The following is a 21,862-nucleotide window of genomic DNA, read 5'->3' as shown; positions in this document are numbered from 1 at the left end:
AAAAAAATACAAAAAAACAGAACTTTTTATTCAGTACTAAGTCAGAGTAGCTGTGAATGATGGCAACTAGATACGATTTAGAAAAGCAAAAAGAGGAGTACCGGCTCGAATGAGCGAGCAGGATTTAGATCTAGATATAGTTAAACGCGTTCAACAGGGAGATAAAAACGCATTCAACCTGTTAGTTGCCAAGTATCAAAATAAAGTCGCAGCGCTGATTTCTCGTTATGTAGCGAATCAAGGCGATGTGGCAGATGTGGCACAGGAAACGTTCATTAAAGCTTATCGAGCGTTGCCTAACTTTAGGGGCGAGAGCGCATTTTATACTTGGTTGTATAGAATCGCGGTTAACTGTTCAAAAAATTATTTGGTGGCGCTTGGTCGAAAGCCGCCAGCAAACGACGTAGATGCGGAAGAAGCTGAGTTTTATGATGGTGCAGACCAATTAAGATCGAACGCTTCACCGGAAAATCTATTGTTAAGCGACGAAGTGAAAGCAGTGATTTTCAAAACTATCGAGCGCTTGCCTGACGATTTAAAAACCGCAATTACTTTGCGTGAAATCGAAGGTATGAGCTACGAGGAAATAGCTGTCATTATGGATTGTCCGGTAGGTACAGTTCGTTCGAGAATTTTTCGCGCAAGGGAAGCGATAGATAACAATTTGAACCCATTAATAGGTGAGTCTTAATATGGCACAAGCTGAAAAACAAGTGACAGAAGATTTAACGACATCGCAAATTTTTGACGGTGATCTGTCACTCAACGCTGAAACTGATGTTCGTTTAGACGAACAAAAGTTTGCTCGGTATGCCTTGATTGGTGATGTAATGCGTAGTCAAAAGCAAGACACACTTTGCATTGATATCACCAGCAGCTTTGCAGCGGCACTTGAGCAAGAGCAAACGTATAGTGAGCCGGCCCTTGAGCAAGTGAAAGAAACGACGCCGAAGAGCAATGTGATTGAGCTAAGTACATGGCGTAAGCCGTTTGCACAAGTGGCTATCGCGGCAAGTGTGTCATTGTTTGCTGTGCTTGGGGTCAATACGCTAAGCACAGATGCGACTTTACCTGCGGGCGATACGTTACAGTTGCAATCTACTCCTTTTGCTGGAGGCGTTTCTCCTGTGAGCTTATCAACTGAGCCTGCGCTTGAATCAGCGGCTAAAGGCATTAGAGAGTTACAGCAGCAACGTATTGGTGCATTGGTGTTAGAGCACCAAAGACAGTCACGCATGGCGTATGCGCTGCAGCAATCTGGTGAAAACAGCACCGCTGAAAAGCAAGAGGAAAAAGAGCAATAAATGAGAGCACTGTTAGTTGTAGTAAGTGTATTTTTCTCTAGTTGGCTGTGGGCAAATGAAAGCGTATCAGCCAAACAACTGCTAAAAGACATGGCCGAAGCGGTGCATCATAGAAACTTTGATGCATCGTTTGTCGTGGTGAAAGGAAAATCTATGGAGCCTTACCGTTGGCTTCATGGTAACCAAGATGGGACTGAATTTGAGCTTTTAAGTTTGCTCAATGGTGCTGGACTTGAAATGATCCGCATTGGTGACAAAGTGACTTATTTTGAACCAAAGTCTGAGCCTTACACCATCCAAACAGATTCGATAGCAGGTCCTATTCCCGAAGTTTTATTCAAAAATATCGACAGCCTCAAAGAAAGCTATGATTTTGTCTTAGGTGGTAAAGGTCGGATTGTTGACAGACCTGCTCAGCTTGTCAGGTTAGAAGCAAAGGACGACGCTAAATACAACTATTGGTTGTGGATCGATACCGAGTCATCTCTGTTGCTAAAATCCGCTTACGTAAACCAACAAGGCGAATTGTTAGAACAGCTTCAGCTTACCCATATCAGCGTGACTGAAACTCCGGCCGAGCAATTGTTAGAACTTTCACAAAAACAGTTTCCTGAAGCCGTATCTGGGTTGTTGAAGACACTTGAGAATGGCACAAAAAACAATTGGCAAATTGGTTGGTTACCTCAGGGCTTTGAGCTGCTAAAATCTGACAGACATAAGTTAGATTTAAACAATGAGCTGGCAGACTACTACTTGTTTTCCGATGGCCTTGTTGATATTTCGGTATTTGTACAACGTCCTTTACCGGGCCAGCGCCCAAGTGGAGCGCTCTCGTCAGGTGCAACAACGGTGTACGTACACAACACAGGTGCGTTTGACGTATCCGTAGTTGGAAATATTCCAGCAATGACCGCAAAAGCAATCGCTGAGTCTGTGAAAAGACCTTTATGATAGAACAAACTCTGACAGTTGCCGCCATAAAAGGCGCAACTGTCTACTTAGAAGCGCAGCCAAAACCCGCTTGTGAAGGCTGTAACGGCAAATGCGGCTCCCAAGTATTCGCCAAACTCTTTGGCACCCACAAAAAACAATTCCCTGTAGATTTGACGGAATCTGTCGAAATTGGCCAAAAAATTAAGTTGGCATTAGACGACTCTAATGTGGTGAAACATGCGTTTTATGTTTACATGATGCCATTACTTTTTGCTTTTGCCGGCATGTTTATCGCAGCCCTCGTACTTGGTCTCAATGAACCTTTGCAGATACTTATTGCATTTACGAGTGCAGCACTCGGTTTATTTTTCGCCAGAGTCCAAGGGGATAAACTCAAACATCAGGTAAAAGTGATAAAAATTTACCCAATTAGCCTACCAATAACGCAAATAGATGGTGATTGTACTAAATAAAATGTAAAATCGAGGCCTTAATCTCTATTTGTGACTAACAGAAGTATTGAATCCAGTATATGAAGCATATCCGTAACTTTTCTATTATTGCCCACATTGACCATGGAAAATCGACGCTATCAGACCGCTTAATCCAAGTTTGTGGAGGTTTAACAGACCGCGAAATGCAGCAGCAGGTACTGGATTCGATGGACATCGAACGTGAGCGCGGCATTACCATCAAAGCACAGAGTGTAACGCTTAACTATCAAGCAAAAGATGGTGAAACCTACCAGCTAAACTTTATCGATACACCAGGACACGTTGACTTCACTTATGAAGTGTCGCGCTCTCTTGCCGCTTGTGAAGGTGCGTTATTGGTTGTTGACGCGGGTCAAGGTGTAGAAGCACAAACACTAGCGAACTGTTACACCGCGCTTGAGATGGACTTGGAAGTTATTCCGGTACTAAACAAAATTGATTTACCACAGGCTGATCCACTTCGCGTTGCCGAAGAAATTGAAGATATCGTTGGTATTGAAGCATTAGAAGCGGTGCGTTGTAGTGCGAAAACGGGGATCGGCATTGATGAAGTGCTCGAAGTGATCGTACGTGATATTCCGCCGCCAGAAGGTGAGCCAAATGCGCCACTACAGGCACTGATTATCGATTCATGGTTTGACCCGTACCAAGGCGTAGTGTCATTGGTACGTATTAAAAACGGTGAATTAAGAGCGGGCGAGAAGATCAAGATCATGTCTACAGAGCAAGCTCACCAAGTAGATAAGGTTGGTATCTTTACACCGAAGCAGACCAATACTGGGGTGTTGAAAACGGGTGAAGTAGGCTTTGTTATCGCAGGTATCAAAGACATCCATGGTGCACCAGTTGGTGATACCATTACCATGGCTCGTGATTCTGCAACAGACCGTTTGCCTGGTTTCCAAAAGGTGAAGCCTCAGGTATACGCGGGAATGTTCCCAATTTCATCTGATGACTATGAAAACTTCCGCGATGCGCTTAATAAATTGAGCCTCAACGATGCATCACTATTCTTCGAGCCTGAAAACTCAACAGCACTAGGCTTTGGTTTCCGTTGTGGTTTCTTAGGTATGCTGCATATGGAGATTATTCAAGAGCGCCTTGAACGTGAATATGACATGGATCTTATTACCACAGCTCCAACGGTAATCTATGAAGTAGAAACTAAGCACGGTGTGGTGAAAATCGATAATCCATCGGATTTACCGCCAGTAAACGACATTATTGAAATTCGTGAACCAATTGTTGAAGCAAATATTCTCGTTCCGCAAGAGTATTTAGGAAATGTGATCACGCTATGTGTTGAAAAGCGTGGTATGCAGACCAAGATGACCTATCACGGTAAGCAAGTTGCGTTAACCTATGAATTGCCGATGTCAGAAGTGGTAATGGACTTCTTTGATAAGTTGAAGTCTACCAGCCGTGGTTTTGCATCACTAGATTACAACTTCAAGCGTTTTGAAGCATCAGACATGGTGCGTGTGGATATTCTGATCAATGGTGACCGCGTTGATGCACTTGCAATAATTGTTCACCGCGACGGTTCACAAACGCGTGGCCGTCAGTTAGCTGAAGCGCTGAGAGAATTGATCCCTCGCCAAATGTTTGATATTGCTATTCAAGCTGCAATTGGTAATCACGTCATTGCGCGTAGTACAGTTAAGCAGTTACGTAAAAACGTAATCGCAAAATGTTATGGTGGTGACGTGAGCCGTAAGAAAAAGCTACTGCAAAAGCAAAAAGAAGGTAAGAAGCGTATGAAGCAACTTGGTAACGTTGAAGTGCCACAAGACGCATTCTTAGCAATATTGAAAGTAGGTAAGTAACAGGAAATACAAATGGCAGGTTATTTTTCAATTTTATTGGTGCTACTCACGGTCGGTTCAGGCCTTATTTGGTTGATCGATCATTTGGTGTATGCACCAAAAAGACAAGCTAGGCTTGCTATTGCGCAAGGTGCGTCTGACACTCAGTTAGATGCCGACATCATTGCGGAAATCGCACCTGAACCTGCCATTGTTGAAAACGCGAAATCAATTTTTCCTATGATTGCCGCAATCACGATTTTCCGTTCGTTTATTTTTGAACCGTTTCAAATTCCATCCGGCTCAATGATGCCAACCTTATTGGATGGCGATTTTATTCTAGTGGAAAAGTATGCTTACGGGATTAAAGATCCAGTGTGGCGTAGCAAAATCGTTGAAACGGGTACCCCTGAGCGCGGTGATATTGCGGTGTTCAAGTTTCCGCTAGACGAGAGAATTGACTTCATCAAACGTATTGTTGGTTTACCGGGCGACCACATTGTTTATCGCAATCGTCAGCTTTACATTAAACCTAAGTGTGAAGACGGGCAGAGCGAAGCAAACGGGTTGACGTGTGGCGAATATAACAAGATTGATGTAGACATTGTAAATCGTGACGAGTTTACGCAAGGTCCAATGCAGTTAGTGCGTCTAACCGAGCATTTGCCAAACGTAGAACATGATATTTTAATTAATCCTGAAGTGTTAGAGTTAACAGATCGCTACTATCAACAACCAGGTACTCGCCGCGATGAGTGGGTAGTACCAGAGGGAAGTTATTTTGCGATGGGTGATAACCGTAATAACAGCCAAGATAGTCGTATGTGGGGTTTTGTACCTGATGAAAACTTGGTTGGAAGAGCGGTATTTATTTGGTTAAGTTTTGATTTTGATAATGGCCCAGACAGCATTTTGCCAGGGTGGGTTCCAACTGGTGTTCGTTTTGAACGCCTAGGTAGTATTCAGTAAAAATGAAAAGAAACGTAGAAGAACTTTATAATAAAATAGGGTACAACTTCTCTGATAAGGCGCTGCTTGAGCAGGCTTTGACGCATCGCAGTCACAAAGGCCAGCACAACGAGCGTCTCGAATTTTTGGGCGACTCTATTTTAAGCTTTGTGATTGCAAATGCTTTGTATCACAAGTTTCCAAAAGCGCGTGAAGGTGATTTAAGCCGCATGCGTTCAACGTTAGTGCGTGGTCAAACTCTGGCGGAATTCGGTGTGGAATTCGCGCTGGGTGATTATCTGCGCCTAGGTCCAGGTGAGCTGAAGAGCGGCGGTTTTCGCCGTGAGTCGACGCTCGCAGATGCAGTAGAAGCCATAATTGGTGCCGTTTTCTTAGACTCTGACATCGACGTGTGTAGAGATTTGGTACTAAGTTGGTACGAATCACGCTTAACAGCGATTTCACCTGGTCATAATCAAAAAGACCCGAAGACGCTGCTGCAGGAGTATCTACAAGCTCGAAAATTACCTTTGCCGGGCTACACTGTAATAGATACCAAAGGGCAAGCTCACAACCAAACATTCACGGTCGAATGTATAGTGGAAGGGATGGAAAGTATAATTTCAGTAGGCAGCTCGCGACGTAAAGCTGAGCAAAAAGCTGCCGAAAAAGCGCTTAAGATATTAAAGAATGACGCTTGATACACATTGCGGCATGATTGCCATTGTCGGTAGACCTAATGTAGGTAAATCGACACTATTAAATAAATTGGTTGAGCAAAAGGTAAGTATTACCTCGCGTAAACCACAAACCACTCGTCACCGCATCATGGGGATCCATACAGAGGGTAACTATCAAGCGGTGTACGTTGATACACCAGGACTTCATATTGAAGAAAAGCGTGCAATTAACCGCTTAATGAACCGAGCAGCATCAAGCTCAATCGGCGATGTTGAACTGGTTATTTTTGTCGTAGAAGGGACGCATTGGACGCCTGATGACGAAATGGTACTGGCTAAAGTTAAAGACAGCGGTCGTCCTATCTTGGTGGTGATGAATAAAACCGATCAGGTAAAAGATAAAGACTTGTTGATGCCACATATTCAGTGGTTGAGTGAACAGGGGGATTTTATCGGGATCGTACCTATCTCTGCGAAGCAAGGTAAAAACGTTGATATGATCAGAGAAGAAGTGCACAAGCGTTTACCTGCGTGTGAATTCTATTTCCCTGAAGATTATGTTACCGATCGCTCGATGCGTTTTATGGCGGCAGAGATCGTGCGTGAAAAGTTGATGCGCTTTATGGGCGATGAGTTACCGTACTCGGTGACGGTAGAGATCGAACAGTTTAAGTGGCAAGACAACGGCGTTTGGCAGATCAACGCGTTGATCCTTGTTGAGCGCGAATCGCAAAAACGCATGGTGATCGGCAACAAAGGCGAAAAGCTCAAAGTTATCGGTCGCGAAGCGCGTAAAGATCTTGAGAACATGCTAGACAACAAGGTCTATCTCGAATGCTGGGTTAAAGTGAAATCTGGCTGGGCAGACGACGAACGTGCTCTTCGTAGCTTAGGGTACGGAGAAGACTGATTGGATAGCGACTTTCGACAGGCCTATCTGTTACATCGCAGACCTTACAGCGATTCTCAGGTACTGCTTGACGTGCTGGTCGAAGGCGTTGGACAACTTAAAATGCTTGCCCGAGTCAAGGGCAAGCAATCCCTCAAACATAATGCCCAGCTGCGGCCATTTTCATTACTTTTACTGCAATATGCAGGCAGATACGATTTTAAATACCTAAACCGTTTTGAACCCACAGACAACCAAATCCAACTCGTTGGGCGGCAGCTATATTGTGGTTTGTATCTCAATGAATTAACGCAACGCGTGGTACCAACCAACGAACCGCTAGAGCAGATCTTTGCGCTCTATCAGCTACATTTAATGCGTTTGGCCCAAGATGAAGATGTGGAACCTATCTTACGTAGCTTTGAGTTGCAATTGTTAGGTGAGCTGGGTTTCGGGGTGGAACTGGAATTTGACGCTGAAGGTAATCCAGTGCGGCCAAAAGCCGCGTATAAGTACGTATCTGAGTACGGTTTTATTGCAGTCGGTCGTGAACCTGATACGATACCGGGCAGTATGTTATTGGCCATTGCCAATCAAGATTTCCAAGACCTTGCCGTGAGAAGAGCGGCTAAGCTATTAACACGAAAATTAATGGCGCCGCTGGTTGGTAAGCAAGGGCTGAAAAGTAGAGAACTATTTATTTCAAAGAAATAATACCAATTTAATCAAAAGTATAAATCGGTAAATTGGTATCGCAGTAATAGGTGGGTGATCCACTTGCTACGTCATATTATCAAGGGATAAACGATGAAAGATATTTTACTCGGCGTCAACGTAGACCATATTGCAACGCTTCGTCAGGCGCGAGGCACTAGCTATCCTGATCCTGCACATGCAGCTGCAGTAGCTGAGCACGCAGGTGCCGACGGCGTTACTATTCACTTACGTGAAGACCGTCGCCACATTCAAGATCGCGATGTTTACGTGATGGCAAAAACCATCCAAACACGTATGAATCTAGAAATCGCAGTAACTGACGAAATGCTCGACATCGCTTGCGAAGTAAAACCTGAATATGTTTGCCTAGTGCCAGAAAAGCGCGAAGAGTTAACCACGGAAGGTGGCTTAGACGTTGCGGGTAATCTTGATAGGATCACAGCGGCAACTCAGCGTCTAGCTGATGCAGGTATTAAAGTAAGCTTGTTCATTGACGCGGACAAAAAGCAGCTAGATGCTGCAAAGCAAACCGGTGCGCCTTACATTGAGATCCACACTGGTGCTTATGCGGATGCTGAGAGCGACACCGAAATGAGCGCTGAGCTTGAACGCATTCGTGAAGGCGTTCAGTATGCTCATGGCTTAGGTCTTATCGTTAACGCTGGTCATGGTTTGCATTACCATAACGTTAAACCGATTGCACAAATGCCAGAAATCTACGAACTTAACATTGGCCATGCCATTATTGCTCGAGCGGCAATTGATGGGCTGGAAAAGGCAGTACGAGATATGAAGCGTTTGATGTTAGAGGCGAGACAAGCATAACGCTTAGTGGTAAAGAAAACGAAAGGGCTGTGTAGCCCTTTCTTTTTGCCTTGTAATCGAGTTAATACAGTTGGTATCAAAATGAAAAAAATGGTGTTGGTCTTTGCAAGTTGTGCCCTTGCACCACAACTTAGCGAAGCGACAGAGAACAACGAATTTGAAATCATCACTACTACGGCATCCAGATTGGCTGAGACGGCAGGAGAGCGTCCTGTAAGCCTCTCTTTGCTAACAGAAGCTCAATTAGATGATACAGGCGTCACGCATATCGAAAAGGCGTTGAGGCTCGTTGCTGGCGCAAATGTACAACATGGTAATGGTCAAGAGTATCTACCTGCATTGCGCTCACAAGTGCTCTCTGGTGCAGGCGCATGTGGCGGCATTTTAATGGCTGAAGATGGTATTGCACTCAGAGCCGCAGGTTTTTGCAATATTAATGAACTCTTTGAATCGCACTTTGAAGCAGCTGAGCGTATAGAAGTGCTAAAAGGGCCAAACAGCGTATTGTATGGCTCGAATGCGGTGCATGGAGTGGTTAATGTGATTACTTCAAACAGCATTCAAAAAACACCTAGGGTAGCGTTAGATATCGGCTCCTATGGTTATAGCCGAACTCGAATACAAGCTGGCGATAAAGCCCTTGGCTTGGGCGCAGCGTTAACCCTTACAAAAGATACGGGTTATCGTGACGATGAAAGCGTTGAGCAACAAAAGTTGAGCGTCAAACATCAATATGAAGGTGAGAAGGTTGGTGTCGTATCTGGGATGACATACACCCACTTAAATCAGCAAACTGCGGGTTATATAACAGGAGTGGACAGCTATAAAAATAAGCAATTGGCAAAGCAAAACGAAAACCCTGAAGCATTTAGAAAGGCAGAGTCATTTAGAGCTTGGACAGAAATAACCGGGCACTTTGATGATAGCAACACCGTACTGATAAAACCTTATGTACGCTGGCAAGAGATGGAATTTGTTAAGCATTTCTTGCCGGGTAAGCCGTTTGAAGAAAATGGTCAAACTGGTGTAGGGCTGCAAACGCTTATACACACTGAATTAAGTGACTCAATACAACTAGATTGGGGAATGGATGCGGAATATACTCAAGGCGAGATGTTGCAGTATCAGCCTACGCCGACTGAAGGCTCTGCATTTTTGCGCTCAACTATTCCCACAGGAAAGCATTACGACTATGAGGTAGATGCAAGGCAACTCGCGCCTTTTGCAAACCTCAGTTGGCGACAGGGTAACTGGTTAGTTGAACTGGGCGGTCGTTTTGAGTCAATGAAGTACGATTATCGCAACTTTTTGCCTACTGGGCGCACCAAAGAAGATGGCTCGGTGTGTGCAATGGGAGGATGTCGTTATAGTCGCCCAGCCAGTGGCAGAGATAGCTTTGCTTATTTTTCACCAAAATTTGGCCTAAGCTATGCGTTCACTGAGCGAAATATTGCCTATGCTAACGTGTCTCAAGGCTATCGCGCACCACAAACTGCCGAGCTTTACCAATTGCAGCGAGAGCAGGTAAAAGCATCGCTAGAGGAAGAAAAGGCGGACAATATCGAGCTTGGCCTAAAAGGGAGTGCAGATAGTCTTGGCTATCAGGTCGCGATTTATGACATGGAAAAAGAAAATTTGATCTTCCGAGATAGTGACTTTTTCTATATCAACGATGGTCGCTCAAGACACCGAGGTGTGGAGTTGGAGCTGAGTTATTCATTCTTAGCACATTGGCAACTAGATCTCGCCGCAACGCGTGCTAAGCATACCTATGAACAAGATAATATTCTTGGTGGCATCAATATTAACGGCAACGATCTAGATTCAGCACCAAGGAGCGTCATTAACGCCCAATTACACTGGCAAGCACGGGATAATCTCAGTTGGTCTTTAGCTTGGCACCATGTAGGAGAGTATTTTACTGACCCCGAAAATCTTCATCGTTATTCTGGTCACGATTTACTGAGTTTACGAGGAAAGTGGCAGGTAAATCCGCATTTGGCGTTGACGATGAGAGTGAAAAATCTAACCGACGAACGTTATGCTGAGCGTGCCGATTACACTTCATTTAGTGGTGAAAGGTACTTTCCTGGGCGGCCAAGGAACATTCTAGTGTCACTGGACTACCGCTGGTAATAGATGAAAAAGGGAGCAGAAAGCTCCCTTTGTGAAACTATCGTGATATTTAGTCGTCTAGTGAGCGAAGTAGTGCATTGATCCCAACTTTTTCGCGGGTTTGCTGATCTACTTTTTTCACAATAATTGCTGCATACAGGCTATGAGAGCCATCTTTGCTCGGTAGTGACCCTGGTACTACCACTGCACCGGCTGGTACGCGACCATAATGGATTTCACCAGTTTCACGGTCGTAAATACGAGTACTTTGTGAAATATAGACACCCATGGAGATAACGGCACCTTCTTCAACAATTACACCTTCTACGATTTCAGAACGCGCGCCGATGAAACAGTTATCTTCAATAATCGTTGGATTGGCTTGTAGCGGCTCTAATACGCCACCAATGCCCACACCGCCAGATAGGTGTACGTTTTTACCGATCTGTGCACACGAGCCTACGGTTGCCCAAGTGTCTACCATAGTGCCTTCATCAACATATGCACCAATATTAACGTAGGATGGCATTAGTACCACGTTCTTACCGACAAAGCTGCCTTGACGCGCTACCGCGTTTGGTACTACGCGCATACCACCTTGTTGGAACTGCTCTGGCGTATACTCTGAGAATTTTAATGGTACTTTGTCGTAAAACTGGTTAACGCCATCGCTCATTGGTTGGTTGTCACGAATTCTAAAAGACAGGAGTACCGCCTTTTTCAACCATTGATGTACAACCCACTCACCACTAATTTTTTCAGCAACACGCGCTGCACCTGAATCTAGCATTTCCAATGCGTTGACAATCGCTTGTTTTACTTCGTCTGATACCGTGGTTGGAGTAATGGTATCGCGGTTTTCCCACGCGGTTTCAATAGTCGTTTTTAAATCAGACATAAATTCCTCGTTAATCTGTTTCAGCATTTAATTTTTTGAGTAGGGCGCGATGAAGCTCTGCTTTTTGTACTTCATCTAGAGCCTTGTAATCTTTGTTTGAGACGACGAAAAAGTCTTCTGCGCGTTCGCCGACGGTTGTAATGCGCGCGGCATGAATATGTAGTGAATAGGCCTGAAATACCTCAGCAATTTTAGTCAGTAACCCCGGAATATCAATGGCCTGAATTTCAATAAGGCTACGGTTTGCTCTAGCATGAGGGCGCAAGATAATTTTTGGCCTAATATTAAAATCTTTAAACTTCTGTGAGCGATTCTTTTTGACTCTGATTTTCTTTTTTGGGTCTTTTAAGAGCGTCTCTAAGCCTCTCCTGATCCCCGCTGCACGACTGGTGCTGAGTGGGTCGCCATTCACTTCTAGGATAACAAAACTAAAGACAACATAGCCATCTTTTGTGGTCATGACCTGAGCATGCTGGATCTGTGCTTTTTTAGAACCAATTACACTGACTAGCTTGGCGAATAGCGCCGATTCATAAGGACTGTATACGAATACTTGCGTCCCGCCATGCATGGGCTTGTTAGAGACGATCACGCTTGGCTGACTTAAATCATCAGACTGTAATAAGTGCTCAGTATGCCAAGAGATCTGCTGTTCACTAAAGGCAGTAAAATAATTGGCCTTAAAGCGTGACCAAATAAGGTCAATGTACTCTTCGAAGTAGCCCAAATTAATCAGTCGTTGCTTGGCTTGGCGTTTCTTATCACGGATCTGGTCGCGCATATCCATTGGGTTTTCAAGACCCAAGCGCAATGCCCGTTGAGTATGTAGATATAGCTCGCGTAAGAGGGTGTTTTTCCAGTCGTTCCAGAGGTTGTCGTTGGTGGCACGAATGTCGGCAACCGTTAAGCAATAGAGATAATCTAGCTGACGTTCGTTTTTCACTTTTTGTGCAAATTCTGCAATAACATCGGGGTCGTTAATATCTTTACGCTGGGCTGTGACAGACATCAGGAGGTGATTTTGCACCAGCCAAGCTACCAATTTAGCGTCGGAAGCGGTAAAACCGTGCATTTTGGTAAATGCCATGGCGTCAACGGCACCAAGCTCGGAATGGTCGCCACCTCGACCTTTGGCAATATCGTGAAAGATCCCAGCCAAGTAGAGTAGCTCTGGTTTGTCCATGCGGGCAACAATCTCAGAACAAATCGGGAATTCACTAATATGCTCTTTATCGAAATAGCGGTAGATGTTATTGATGAGTTTATGGGTATGCTCATCTACCGTGTAGGCGTGAAACAGATCGAACTGCATTTGTCCAAAAATATTACGCCACTGCGGTAAATAGGCAGCGATGATCCCGTGTTTGTGCATCAGAGTAAACGCTCGTCCCATGCCATTAGGGTGTTTCAATAACCTTAAAAAAGCGTCACGACAGCCTGCGTAATCTTGCAAATCGCCTAATAAACGGCGTCTGACTTGGCGCATAGTACGTATGGTACTGGGGTCAATCTGATTAATTTTAGGGTTGTCTGCAATATGTTCAAAGAGGACAAACAAATTCTCTCGACGGAAAAAGACCGAGGGGTTTTTAACGCGAATTTTATTGCCAATACGCTCAAAGTTTCTGTCAAGTGGCACGGCTTCTTGCTCTAACTGCTCAGGAAGAATACTTTGTTCGAAATAGGAAAGCAGCATCTGGTTCATTTCGCGCACTCGGCTCATGATCCTAAATAAGCGTTTCATCATACGCTCGACCGAGGCTTTACCTTCAGAGCCAAAACCGAGGAGCTCTGCGGCATGTGGTTGATGGTCAAACAGTAAGCGGTTCTCACTGCGACCAGCGGCTAAGTGCAGCGCAAAGCGAATGTTCCACAGGTTTTCGATGCACTCTAACAGCTCTTGATATTCTTCATGGGTCAAATAACCGTGATTGATTAACTCTTCCAAAGTTTCAGCGCGGAAGTGTTTTTTAGCGACCCAAAAAATGGTTTGCAGGTCGCGCAGGCCACCGGGGTTTTCTTTAATATTAGGCTCAAGGTTGTAGGCGGTACCATGGCATTTTTTATGGCGAATATTCTGCTCATTGACCTTAGCGATAAAAAAGTCACTAGATTGCCAAATTGGGGTTTCAACAATATGTCGTTTGAGGCGTTCATATTCAATATGGTTACCACAAATGAGGCGGCTTTCTAGCAGGCTAGTGGCAAAGTGAACGTCATTTTGTTTTTGTTCTAGGACTTGTTCATGGGTTCTTACGCTATGACCAATATCTAGACCTAAGTCCCATAAATAAGTGACAAAACGCTCTAAGCAGCTGGTCACTTCTTCACAGGGAACGGATTTGGTCAGCACCAAAAAATCGATATCAGAGAACGGGTGTAACTCACCACGGCCATAACCACCAATGGCGATTAACGACAAGTCTGGTTGGTGCGCTAGCCCAGTTTCATTAAACAATTTAATCAACAATCGATCGATAAATTCGGCTCGAGAGTTAATTAGATTTCTAACGGGTTGCTTGGCAAATTGATTGCTTAACCATTTGTAGAAAAAAGCAAGACAATCACGGTAATCGGTAAGTTCTTGTGCTTCGTCAAGAAGCGTCTTCACTTTGTTCGGTAATGCCACTTAGGATCCTGTGTCATGCGCGCAAAAACAGTAGAGTCCTGTTTTACACTAAATAAATAAGAATTGCGAGTGACGAGGAGGTGAAGGGTCAAGGATTGGACAACTATCATCGTGTGTAACTGACATCTAAACCAAGGGGTGCTGTAATCGCTGTTGTGTGAGTTTTGCAACAAAAAAGCCAGCAATCTGGCTGGCTTTGATAAATGCTTTTTGCAATTAAGCTGAATGCGTAATAACGCGGTCTATCGTTTCGTCATTGCGCAGCGTTAAGATCTCAACGCCATTATCTGTGACAAGCAGCGTGTGTTCCCACTGCGCCGAAAGACTACGGTCTTTGGTAACGACAGTCCAATCGTCTTTTAGTAGCTTACATTGGCGCTTACCGGCGTTAACCATAGGCTCGATAGTCAAACACATGCCAGCTTTGAGCACTTCGCCAGTACCTGGTTTGCCGTAGTGCATTACTTGTGGCTCTTCATGGAATTCTTTACCAATACCGTGACCACAATATTCACGCACGATAGAGTAGTTAAAGCCTTCTGCATACTTTTGAATTGCAGCGCCAATATCACCCAAACGCACGCCCGGTTTTACCATTTTTATCGCAAGGTATAGGCTTTCTTGCGTGATCTCGCTTAAGCGCTTACCTTGGATCGTTGGTGTACCGACGTAAAACATTTTTGACGTATCACCATGATACCCATCTTTGATCACAGTGATGTCGATATTGATAATGTCGCCTTCTTTTAGCGGTTTATCGTTCGGGATTCCGTGACAGATAACGTGGTTAACTGAGGTACAAATAGACTTCGGAAAGCCGTGATAATTTAGCGGTGCAGGAATGGCACCTTGCTCATCAACAATGTAGTTGTGACAAATGGTGTTTAATTCGTCGGTGGTCACCCCTGGCTTAACATACGGCTCGATCATTTCCAGTACTTCCGCGGCTAAACGCCCAGCAACACGCATTTTTTCGATTTCTTCAGGGGTTTTGATCACTGCACTCATTTAGACTCCAAGTCAATTTAGATGAACATTTATTATGCACAAATTTTACGCATAAGATTGAGTTAATTCTTTATATATGGTATAAAGCGCGCCGTCTTTTTACAAATAATTCTTCCTCACACGATGAGATTGAATGTTTGTAGTTAAGACAACACACTTATTAATATTAACACACACACATATCGACACATACACTTGGGTGCATGCAGTTATAAAAACTTCGTGTTGGTGCTATGGGATATGTGGAGGCCTAACCCTAACTTTTAGAGGAAATATACAATGGCAAACGTTTCAATGCGCGATATGCTTCAAGCTGGTGTTCACTTCGGTCACCAAGCACGTTACTGGAACCCTAAGATGAAGCCGTTCATCTTCGGTGCACGTAACCGCGTTCATATCATCAACCTAGAAAAAACTGTTCCTATGTTCAACGATGCACTTAAGTTCTTACAGAACGTAGCATCTAACAAAGGCAAAATCCTTTTCGTAGGTACTAAGCGCGCTGCAAGCGAAGCAGTTAAAGAAGCGGCTATCCAAAGTGAGCAGTTCTACGTAAATCACCGTTGGTTAGGTGGTATGTTGACTAACTGGAAAACAGTTCGTCAATCAATCAAGCGTCTTAAAGAGCTTGAGACTCAAAGCCAAGACGGTACTTTCGAGAAGCTTACTAAGAAAGAAGCGCTAATGCTTACTCGTGAAATGCAAAAGCTTGAAAAAGGCCTTGGCGGTATCAAAGATATGGGCGGTCTTCCTGACGCTATCTTCGTTATCGACGCTGACCACGAGCACATCGCTATCCGTGAAGCTAACAACCTAGGTATCCCAGTAGTATCTGTTGTTGATACTAACTCTAACCCAGATGGTGTTGATTTCATCATCCCTGGTAACGACGACGCTATCCGTGCAATCCAGCTATACACTGGTGCAGTAGCGACTGCTATCACTGAAGGTCGTGAAAGCAACATCGTTGCTCAAGCAGAAAACGACGACTTCGTTGAAGCTGAGTAATTACCTGATTAGGTATTAGCTGTCATCAAGTCTTCATCAAATTATTGGTGAAGACTTGATATTCTTTATAAGCGATTAACTGCTTATCCCGTTGTTTGCCAAGCAGACCTTGAAAGATAACGGATTTTTATCAAATTGAGGCGAGCTGTACTTGATTTGATATTCAGCCAACCTAAGGTTGGTTTTATCAAGAACTGAATTCAGATTTGAGGATATTCTAATGGCTGTAACTGCTGCCCTAGTAAAAGAACTTCGTGAGCGCACTGGCGCTGGCATGATGGATTGTAAAAAAGCACTGACAGAAACTGGCGGTGATATCGATCAAGCAATCGAAAACATGCGCAAAAGTGGTGCTGCTAAAGCTGCTAAAAAAGCAGGCAACATCGCTGCTGAAGGTACAATCATCATCAAGCAAGGCGAAGGTTTTGCTGCACTAGTAGAAGTTAACTGTCAAACTGACTTCGTAGCAAAAGATGCAAGCTTCCTTGCATTTGCTAACGAAATTGCTGACGCAGCTGTAGCTGAGCAACTAACTATCGAAGACTTACAAGCTAAGTTTGAAGAGACTCGCGTTGCACTAGTAGCTAAAATCGGTGAGAACATGAACATCCGTCGTGTTTCTTACATCCAAGGTGACAAGCTAGTTGCTTACCGTCACGGCGAGCGTATCGGTGTTGTTGTAGCTGGTGATGCTGACGAAGAAACACTTAAGCACGTTGCAATGCACGTTGCTGCTTCTAAGCCAGACTACCTAAACCCAGAAGACGTACCTGCTGAAGTAGTTGAAAAAGAAAAAGCGGTTCAAGTTGAAATCGCAATGAACGAAGGTAAGCCAGCTGAAATCGCTGAGAAGATGGTTGTTGGTCGTATGAAGAAGTTCACTGGTGAGATCTCTCTTACTGGTCAAGCTTTCATCATGGAACCTAAGAAATCAGTGGGTGACTACCTTAAAGAGAAGAATGCATCTGTTTCTTCATTCGTTCGCCTAGAAGTAGGTGAAGGTATCGAGAAGAAAGAAGAAGATTTCGCAGCAGAAGTTGCAGCGCAAATCGCTGCAGCAAAAGGCCAGTAATCACTTATTGTGATGCCTAATGACGTAAAAGCTGACATTAGCTTTGCGTCATTGCTGAAAATTCTCTAAAATAACCGCGCATTTATGTCTAGCATAAGCGCGGTTATTTTTTACCTCACTTTTAATTGGCCCGGATATTATGACTATCAATAAAAAACCTGTTTTTAGACGCGTTCTTTTAAAGCTTAGTGGTGAAGCTTTAATGGGAGATGAAGGCTTTGGTATCGATCCAAAAGTATTGGATCGTATGGCACAAGAAATCAAAGAGTTAGTAGAGCTCGACGTAGAAGTGGGTTTGGTTATCGGTGGCGGTAACTTCTTACGTGGTGGTTCACTTGCAGAAGCGGGCATGAACCGAGTTGTGGGCGACCACATGGGCATGCTGGCGACCGTCATGAACGGCCTTGCGATGCGTGATGCGCTGCACCGTGCTTTTGTAAACGCACGTTTGATGTCTGCTATCCCGCTAAATGGTGTGTGTGATGCGTACAATTGGGCAGAAGCAATTAGCCTACTAAAATCTGGCCGTGTTGTTATTTTCTCTGCAGGTACGGGCAATCCTTTCTTTACTACAGACTCAGCAGCATGTTTGCGCGGTATTGAGATTGAAGCGGATACCGTGATTAAAGCCACTAAGGTTGAAGGGGTATTTAGTGACGATCCGGTGAAAAACCCAGATGCTACGCTATACCGCACGTTGACTTACAACGAAGTGATCGATAAAGAATTGAAAGTGATGGATTTAGCTGCATTTACATTGGCACGTGACCACAATATGCCAATCAGCGTATTCAACATGAATAAACCGGGTGCATTGAAAAATGTCATCATGGGTGAAGAGGAAGGTACCCTTATCTCTTCTCAAGCAGCAGAATAATCTGACGACTATTTCAGCAATTCGCAGTTAAGTAGCGAATCTCTAAATTGCGAGTATAATCTGGCATAACAAGAACAGACTAGGAAAGTATTGTGATCGAAGATATTAAAAAAGACGCTCAAGAGCGCATGAAAAAAAGTGTGGCGGCACTTGGAAGCCAGCTTTCTAAAATCCGCACAGGTCGTGCACACCCTGCACTACTAGATGGTATCTCTGTTTCATACTACGGTGCAGATACACCGCTAAACCAAGTAGCAAACGTAACGACGGAAGACTCTCGTACGCTGGCTATCAGCGTATTCGACAAGTCACTTGCACAAGCGGTAGAAAAAGCAATCATGTCTTCTGACTTAGGTCTAAACCCAATGTCAGCAGGTACCGTGATCCGTGTTCCACTTCCTCCACTAACTGAAGAGCGTCGTAAAGATCTCATCAAGATCGTACGTGGTGAGGTTGAAGGTGGTCGTGTTGCAGTACGTAACATTCGCCGTGATGCAAACGGTGATATTAAATCATTGCTAAAAGACAAAGAAATTTCTGAAGACGAAGCGCGTCAAGCTGAAGATGATATCCAAAAACTGACTGACAAGTTCATCAAAGAAATGGATACTCAACTAAGCGCGAAAGAAGCAGAGTTGATGGAAATCTAAATGTCTTTATCCTAGCGTTTATATTTACGCACTGTTTACGTATTGCAGAAAATTCTGCTTTGTTTCTGAGCAGTTAGGTTTTTTTGGGCTAGGTACACTGACAAATTTATTAGGTTTGAAGCGCCGCCTAAGGTATACTAGGCGGCGTTTTTTTTCACTTAAATTGGAATTATGGTTTTAAAAGCAGAGGTTATTTCGCAGCAATCATTGCCAAAACATGTTGCGATAATAATGGATGGCAACGGTCGTTGGGCTCAAGCTCGCAGGCGTCCACGCGCCTTCGGACACAAGAAGGGCGTAGATTCTGTTCGTAGTGCTGTACAATTCTGTTCCAAGTTAGGTATAGAGTCTCTGACGCTATTTGCCTTTAGTAGTGAAAACTGGCGTAGGCCAGAAGATGAAGTCAGCACGTTAATGGAATTATTTATTTATGTGCTGACTAAAGAAGTTAAAAAATTACATAAGAACAACGTAAAGCTAACCATTATTGGCGAACTTTCTCGTTTTCCTGACAGCCTCCAAAAGCGTGTTCATGAAGCTCAAACATTGACCCAGGACAATACAGGGCTTAACTTAAACATTGCAGCAAATTACGGTGGACGTTGGGATATCACACAGGCAGCACAACACCTCGCAAAACAAGTTGCAGCGGGTGAATTGCAACCAAGTGATATAACCGAAGATGCCTTGACAGAGCAGATGACGATGGCCGATCAAGCGAATCTCGACTTGCTGATCAGAACGGGAGGCGACTTCCGCATCAGTAACTTCTTGCTATGGCAAGCTGCGTATGCCGAACTCTATTTTACCGACACGCTTTGGCCTGATTTTGACGAGCAAGCATTCTCTGAAGCCATTGCTTGTTACGTGTCTAGAGAGCGACGCTTCGGATGCACAGGAGAGCAGATAAAGCAGCTCCTCGCAGAGAAAGACGCAACAAGTTAAGGGTTCAAATTTGTTAAAACAACGTATTCTAACGTCAGCGGTGCTTGCACCTCTGGCTCTACTTTTGGTGTTTTATACACCGCTGGCAATGTTTAGTACGATTGCCGCACTAATCGTTTTGCTTGGTGCATGGGAGTGGTCGGCGCTTGCGGGCCTATGTCAAAAGCGTCAGCGTTTTACTTTCGTTGGCGTCATGGCGGTGTTAATTCTATTGCTTAACACCCACTGGCCAATACAGGATTTATGGCAGCAAGGGCGCTTAGTCGCTGATGCTAATTATGTATTTACGCTCGCTTTTGCGTGGTGGCTGGTTGCTACTTTCTTGGTAGTTAAATATCCACGAGCAGCTCGTGCTTGGAATGAAGGGATCATGATGCGCTCCATCGCTGGTGTACTGACGCTAGTACCGCTGTGGCTTGCGTTAAACGTGATGCGTAGTGCCGGATACGAAGATGGCGAACACATAGGTTCGGTTCTTATCATGGTGGTATTGGGTATAGTGTGGAGCGCAGACATTGGCGCCTACTTCGCTGGAAAGAATTTAGGTAAGCACAAGCTCATGCCTAAAGTGAGCCCTAATAAAACGATTGAAGGCCTAGTTGGTGGTGTGATCACCGCGGTTGTTTTTGTTTTGGTGTTTTGTCACTTCGCTGCGATTGATCTCAACATGTGGCCAATTTACGCTGCAATGACCATTATTATCGCGCTATTTTCCGCCGTTGGTGATTTGCTTGAAAGTATGTTTAAACGCGAAGTAGGCCTTAAAGATTCAGGCCGTTGTTTGCCAGGTCACGGCGGTATTCTAGATCGCATTGATAGCTTAACGGCTGCAGCACCCATTTTTGCTTTTTGCTACGCTTGGACGGTAGTGCTATGAGCGAGCAAAACTTGGTAGTACTGGGGGCGACAGGCTCAATTGGACTATCAACCTTAGACGTCGTCAGCCGCAATACAGAACAATATCGTGTATTTGCCTTAGTCGCAGGGCAAAACGCGGAAAAGATGGCTGAGCTTTGTTTACATCATCAACCCAAATACGCGGTTATGAGCTCTGAGCACGCAGCTCAGCAACTTTCTCAACGTTTGACGGACACTACCACCGAAGTACTCCATGGCGTTGAAGCAATGGCTGAGATGGCTCGCCACGTGGATGTGGATATCGTGATGTCCGCAATCGTTGGTGCAGCTGGGTTGTTACCGACTTTAGCGGCAGTCGAAGCGGGTAAAAAAGTGTTGCTGGCGAACAAAGAGTCGTTAGTAATGAGTGGCCAGCTGTTTATGGATAAAGTAAAAGCGCATGGTGCGACTTTACTCCCTATCGACAGTGAGCATAATGCCATTTATCAGTGTCTACCAACGACTATACAAACGGGACAATCTTCAAATCTAAGCCACAGCGGTGTTAGTAAGATTTTATTAACCGGTTCAGGTGGACCTTTCTTGCAGCGTTCATTGGCTACCTTAGCTTCAGTAACGGTAGAAGAAGCGGTTGCACATCCTAATTGGTCTATGGGCAGAAAAATCTCTGTCGACTCTGCGACCATGATGAATAAAGGGCTAGAGTTTATTGAAGCTAAGTGGTTATTTAACTGTTCAGCTGACGATATTGAAGTGGTGATCCACCCACAAAGTATGATCCACTCTATGGTGCAGTATCGCGATGGCTCGGTGCTGGCACAAATGGGGCAACCAGACATGCGAACGCCGATTGCATATGGGCTTGCCTATCCTGACAGAATTGACGCCGGTGTAGAGCCATTAGATTTTTCTCAGATTGTCGATTTCACTTTTACCAAACCAGATTTTAACCGTTATCCCAACCTCAAATTAGCGATTGACGCATGTCGTAGTGGTCAGGCCGCAACAACAACAGTGAATGCTGCAAATGAAATTGCCGTTGCGGCATTTTTAGAGGGTAAGATAGGGTTTTGTGATATCTATCGAGTCAATGCCTTAACGCTTGAGCACAGTGAGCTAAGCGTATTAGAATCCGTTGAGTCTATTATGGAAACAGACCGAACGGCACGCCACCGAGCGCAGCAAATTATCGCCACATTGAGGTAAC

The 21,862-nt window shown here is 44.5% G+C and carries 21 protein-coding genes; 18 read left to right on the top strand and 3 right to left on the bottom strand.

From position 1 onward, the window contains the following. The first annotated feature begins 109 nt into the window (after nucleotides 1–109). The 11 genes from rpoE (at nucleotide 110) to ABMY45_RS01815 (ending at nucleotide 10,731) form a co-directional block, all read left to right on the top strand. The gene (rpoE, locus tag ABMY45_RS01865; protein ID WP_010371267.1) at nucleotides 110–691 is read left to right on the top strand and encodes an RNA polymerase sigma factor RpoE; all 582 of its coding nucleotides are present in this window, start codon (nucleotides 110–112) and stop codon (nucleotides 689–691) included. A 1-nt stretch (nucleotide 692) separates the two neighbouring features. Beyond that, nucleotides 693–1,304 (top strand): RseA family anti-sigma factor, encoded by a 612-nt coding sequence (locus ABMY45_RS01860; protein ID WP_174170031.1) that lies wholly within the window; start codon nucleotides 693–695, stop codon nucleotides 1,302–1,304. Next, nucleotides 1,305–2,255 (top strand): MucB/RseB C-terminal domain-containing protein, encoded by a 951-nt coding sequence (locus ABMY45_RS01855; protein ID WP_010371273.1) that lies wholly within the window; start codon nucleotides 1,305–1,307, stop codon nucleotides 2,253–2,255. Next, on the top strand, nucleotides 2,252–2,710 hold the full coding sequence (locus tag ABMY45_RS01850; RefSeq protein WP_010606761.1) for a SoxR reducing system RseC family protein: 459 nt from the start codon (nucleotides 2,252–2,254) through the stop codon (nucleotides 2,708–2,710). The genes ABMY45_RS01855 and ABMY45_RS01850 overlap by 4 nt, the downstream gene beginning before the upstream one ends. A gap of 59 nt (nucleotides 2,711–2,769) precedes the next feature. Continuing rightward, on the top strand, nucleotides 2,770–4,557 hold the full coding sequence (gene lepA, locus ABMY45_RS01845; protein ID WP_010606762.1) for a translation elongation factor 4: 1,788 nt from the start codon (nucleotides 2,770–2,772) through the stop codon (nucleotides 4,555–4,557). Between the two features lie 12 nt (nucleotides 4,558–4,569). After that, a complete protein-coding gene (gene lepB / locus ABMY45_RS01840) occupies nucleotides 4,570–5,505 on the top strand; it encodes a signal peptidase I (RefSeq protein WP_010371286.1) in 936 nt (311 codons plus the stop codon). Between the two features lie 2 nt (nucleotides 5,506–5,507). Beyond that, nucleotides 5,508–6,185 carry a ribonuclease III gene (gene rnc, locus ABMY45_RS01835; protein ID WP_010371291.1) on the top strand — a complete coding sequence of 226 codons (678 nt, stop codon included), beginning with the start codon at nucleotides 5,508–5,510 and terminating at the stop codon, nucleotides 6,183–6,185. Then, the gene (era, locus tag ABMY45_RS01830; RefSeq protein WP_010371295.1) at nucleotides 6,175–7,074 is read left to right on the top strand and encodes a GTPase Era; all 900 of its coding nucleotides are present in this window, start codon (nucleotides 6,175–6,177) and stop codon (nucleotides 7,072–7,074) included. Before rnc ends, era begins: the two co-directional genes overlap by 11 nt. After that, nucleotides 7,075–7,767: a DNA repair protein RecO gene (gene recO, locus ABMY45_RS01825; protein ID WP_010606763.1), complete on the top strand. Its 693-nt coding sequence runs from the start codon at nucleotides 7,075–7,077 to the stop codon at nucleotides 7,765–7,767. 93 nt (nucleotides 7,768–7,860) lie between these two features. Continuing rightward, nucleotides 7,861–8,595, top strand: a complete 735-nt coding sequence (gene pdxJ, locus ABMY45_RS01820) for a pyridoxine 5'-phosphate synthase (RefSeq protein ID WP_174170033.1) — start codon at nucleotides 7,861–7,863, stop codon at nucleotides 8,593–8,595. Nucleotides 8,596–8,676: 81 nt separating this feature from the next. Then, on the top strand, nucleotides 8,677–10,731 hold the full coding sequence (locus tag ABMY45_RS01815; protein ID WP_349288321.1) for a TonB-dependent receptor: 2,055 nt from the start codon (nucleotides 8,677–8,679) through the stop codon (nucleotides 10,729–10,731). A gap of 49 nt (nucleotides 10,732–10,780) precedes the next feature. Here the strand turns inward: ABMY45_RS01815 and dapD are convergent, their stop codons facing one another. From dapD to map, 3 genes are all read right to left on the bottom strand, one after another. Further along, entirely contained in the window at nucleotides 10,781–11,608 is an 828-nt protein-coding gene (gene dapD / locus ABMY45_RS01810) for a 2,3,4,5-tetrahydropyridine-2,6-dicarboxylate N-succinyltransferase (protein WP_349288320.1), read from the bottom strand. A 10-nt stretch (nucleotides 11,609–11,618) separates the two neighbouring features. Further along, nucleotides 11,619–14,237, bottom strand: a complete 2,619-nt coding sequence (gene glnD / locus ABMY45_RS01805) for a [protein-PII] uridylyltransferase (RefSeq protein WP_102057114.1) — start codon at nucleotides 14,235–14,237, stop codon at nucleotides 11,619–11,621. 216 nt (nucleotides 14,238–14,453) lie between these two features. Then, the gene (gene map, locus ABMY45_RS01800; RefSeq protein WP_010606768.1) at nucleotides 14,454–15,245 is read right to left on the bottom strand and encodes a type I methionyl aminopeptidase; all 792 of its coding nucleotides are present in this window, start codon (nucleotides 15,243–15,245) and stop codon (nucleotides 14,454–14,456) included. A 279-nt stretch (nucleotides 15,246–15,524) separates the two neighbouring features. Here map and rpsB point away from each other — a divergent pair, with 279 nt between their 5' ends. From rpsB to ispC, 7 genes are all read left to right on the top strand, one after another. Continuing rightward, nucleotides 15,525–16,253: a 30S ribosomal protein S2 gene (gene rpsB, locus ABMY45_RS01795; protein ID WP_010371318.1), complete on the top strand. Its 729-nt coding sequence runs from the start codon at nucleotides 15,525–15,527 to the stop codon at nucleotides 16,251–16,253. A 220-nt stretch (nucleotides 16,254–16,473) separates the two neighbouring features. Then, nucleotides 16,474–17,325 carry a translation elongation factor Ts gene (gene tsf / locus ABMY45_RS01790; RefSeq protein ID WP_010371321.1) on the top strand — a complete coding sequence of 284 codons (852 nt, stop codon included), beginning with the start codon at nucleotides 16,474–16,476 and terminating at the stop codon, nucleotides 17,323–17,325. A gap of 139 nt (nucleotides 17,326–17,464) precedes the next feature. Continuing rightward, nucleotides 17,465–18,202 (top strand): UMP kinase, encoded by a 738-nt coding sequence (gene pyrH, locus ABMY45_RS01785; protein ID WP_010371324.1) that lies wholly within the window; start codon nucleotides 17,465–17,467, stop codon nucleotides 18,200–18,202. Between the two features lie 92 nt (nucleotides 18,203–18,294). Then, complete coding sequence (gene frr / locus ABMY45_RS01780) at nucleotides 18,295–18,852, top strand: ribosome recycling factor (RefSeq protein ID WP_010371327.1); 558 nt, start codon at nucleotides 18,295–18,297, stop codon at nucleotides 18,850–18,852. Nucleotides 18,853–19,023: 171 nt separating this feature from the next. After that, nucleotides 19,024–19,797 carry an isoprenyl transferase gene (locus ABMY45_RS01775; protein WP_010606771.1) on the top strand — a complete coding sequence of 258 codons (774 nt, stop codon included), beginning with the start codon at nucleotides 19,024–19,026 and terminating at the stop codon, nucleotides 19,795–19,797. 10 nt (nucleotides 19,798–19,807) lie between these two features. Continuing rightward, nucleotides 19,808–20,674: a phosphatidate cytidylyltransferase gene (locus ABMY45_RS01770; protein ID WP_017216091.1), complete on the top strand. Its 867-nt coding sequence runs from the start codon at nucleotides 19,808–19,810 to the stop codon at nucleotides 20,672–20,674. Then, entirely contained in the window at nucleotides 20,671–21,861 is a 1,191-nt protein-coding gene (gene ispC / locus ABMY45_RS01765) for a 1-deoxy-D-xylulose-5-phosphate reductoisomerase (RefSeq protein ID WP_174170036.1), read from the top strand. The genes ABMY45_RS01770 and ispC overlap by 4 nt, the downstream gene beginning before the upstream one ends. Nucleotide 21,862: the final 1 nt, after the last annotated feature.

Source organism: Pseudoalteromonas sp. XMcav11-Q (assembly GCF_040104525.1).
Classification (GTDB): Bacteria; Pseudomonadota; Gammaproteobacteria; order Enterobacterales; family Alteromonadaceae; genus Pseudoalteromonas.
The sequence above is the reverse complement of the archived record's forward strand: the minus strand, read 5'-3'. Positions and strand labels throughout refer to the sequence as shown.

What these genes read in the sequence shown, in the direction of transcription:
- ABMY45_RS01815 (WP_349288321.1), top strand. Translation starts at nt 8,677, where the DNA reads ATGAAAAAAATGGTGTTGGTCTTTGCAAGTTGTGCCCTTGCACCACAA.
- tsf (WP_010371321.1), top strand. Translation starts at nt 16,474, where the DNA reads ATGGCTGTAACTGCTGCCCTAGTAAAAGAACTTCGTGAGCGCACTGGC.
- pdxJ (WP_174170033.1), top strand. Translation starts at nt 7,861, where the DNA reads ATGAAAGATATTTTACTCGGCGTCAACGTAGACCATATTGCAACGCTT.
- rpoE (WP_010371267.1), top strand. Translation starts at nt 110, where the DNA reads ATGAGCGAGCAGGATTTAGATCTAGATATAGTTAAACGCGTTCAACAG.
- era (WP_010371295.1), top strand. Translation starts at nt 6,175, where the DNA reads ATGACGCTTGATACACATTGCGGCATGATTGCCATTGTCGGTAGACCT.
- lepA (WP_010606762.1), top strand. Translation starts at nt 2,770, where the DNA reads ATGAAGCATATCCGTAACTTTTCTATTATTGCCCACATTGACCATGGA.
- ABMY45_RS01850 (WP_010606761.1), top strand. Translation starts at nt 2,252, where the DNA reads ATGATAGAACAAACTCTGACAGTTGCCGCCATAAAAGGCGCAACTGTC.
- map (WP_010606768.1), bottom strand. Translation starts at nt 15,245, where the DNA reads ATGAGTGCAGTGATCAAAACCCCTGAAGAAATCGAAAAAATGCGTGTT.
- pyrH (WP_010371324.1), top strand. Translation starts at nt 17,465, where the DNA reads ATGACTATCAATAAAAAACCTGTTTTTAGACGCGTTCTTTTAAAGCTT.
- ABMY45_RS01860 (WP_174170031.1), top strand. Translation starts at nt 693, where the DNA reads ATGGCACAAGCTGAAAAACAAGTGACAGAAGATTTAACGACATCGCAA.
- rnc (WP_010371291.1), top strand. Translation starts at nt 5,508, where the DNA reads ATGAAAAGAAACGTAGAAGAACTTTATAATAAAATAGGGTACAACTTC.
- ispC (WP_174170036.1), top strand. Translation starts at nt 20,671, where the DNA reads ATGAGCGAGCAAAACTTGGTAGTACTGGGGGCGACAGGCTCAATTGGA.
- dapD (WP_349288320.1), bottom strand. Translation starts at nt 11,608, where the DNA reads ATGTCTGATTTAAAAACGACTATTGAAACCGCGTGGGAAAACCGCGAT.
- ABMY45_RS01775 (WP_010606771.1), top strand. Translation starts at nt 19,024, where the DNA reads ATGGTTTTAAAAGCAGAGGTTATTTCGCAGCAATCATTGCCAAAACAT.
- ABMY45_RS01855 (WP_010371273.1), top strand. Translation starts at nt 1,305, where the DNA reads ATGAGAGCACTGTTAGTTGTAGTAAGTGTATTTTTCTCTAGTTGGCTG.
- rpsB (WP_010371318.1), top strand. Translation starts at nt 15,525, where the DNA reads ATGGCAAACGTTTCAATGCGCGATATGCTTCAAGCTGGTGTTCACTTC.
- lepB (WP_010371286.1), top strand. Translation starts at nt 4,570, where the DNA reads ATGGCAGGTTATTTTTCAATTTTATTGGTGCTACTCACGGTCGGTTCA.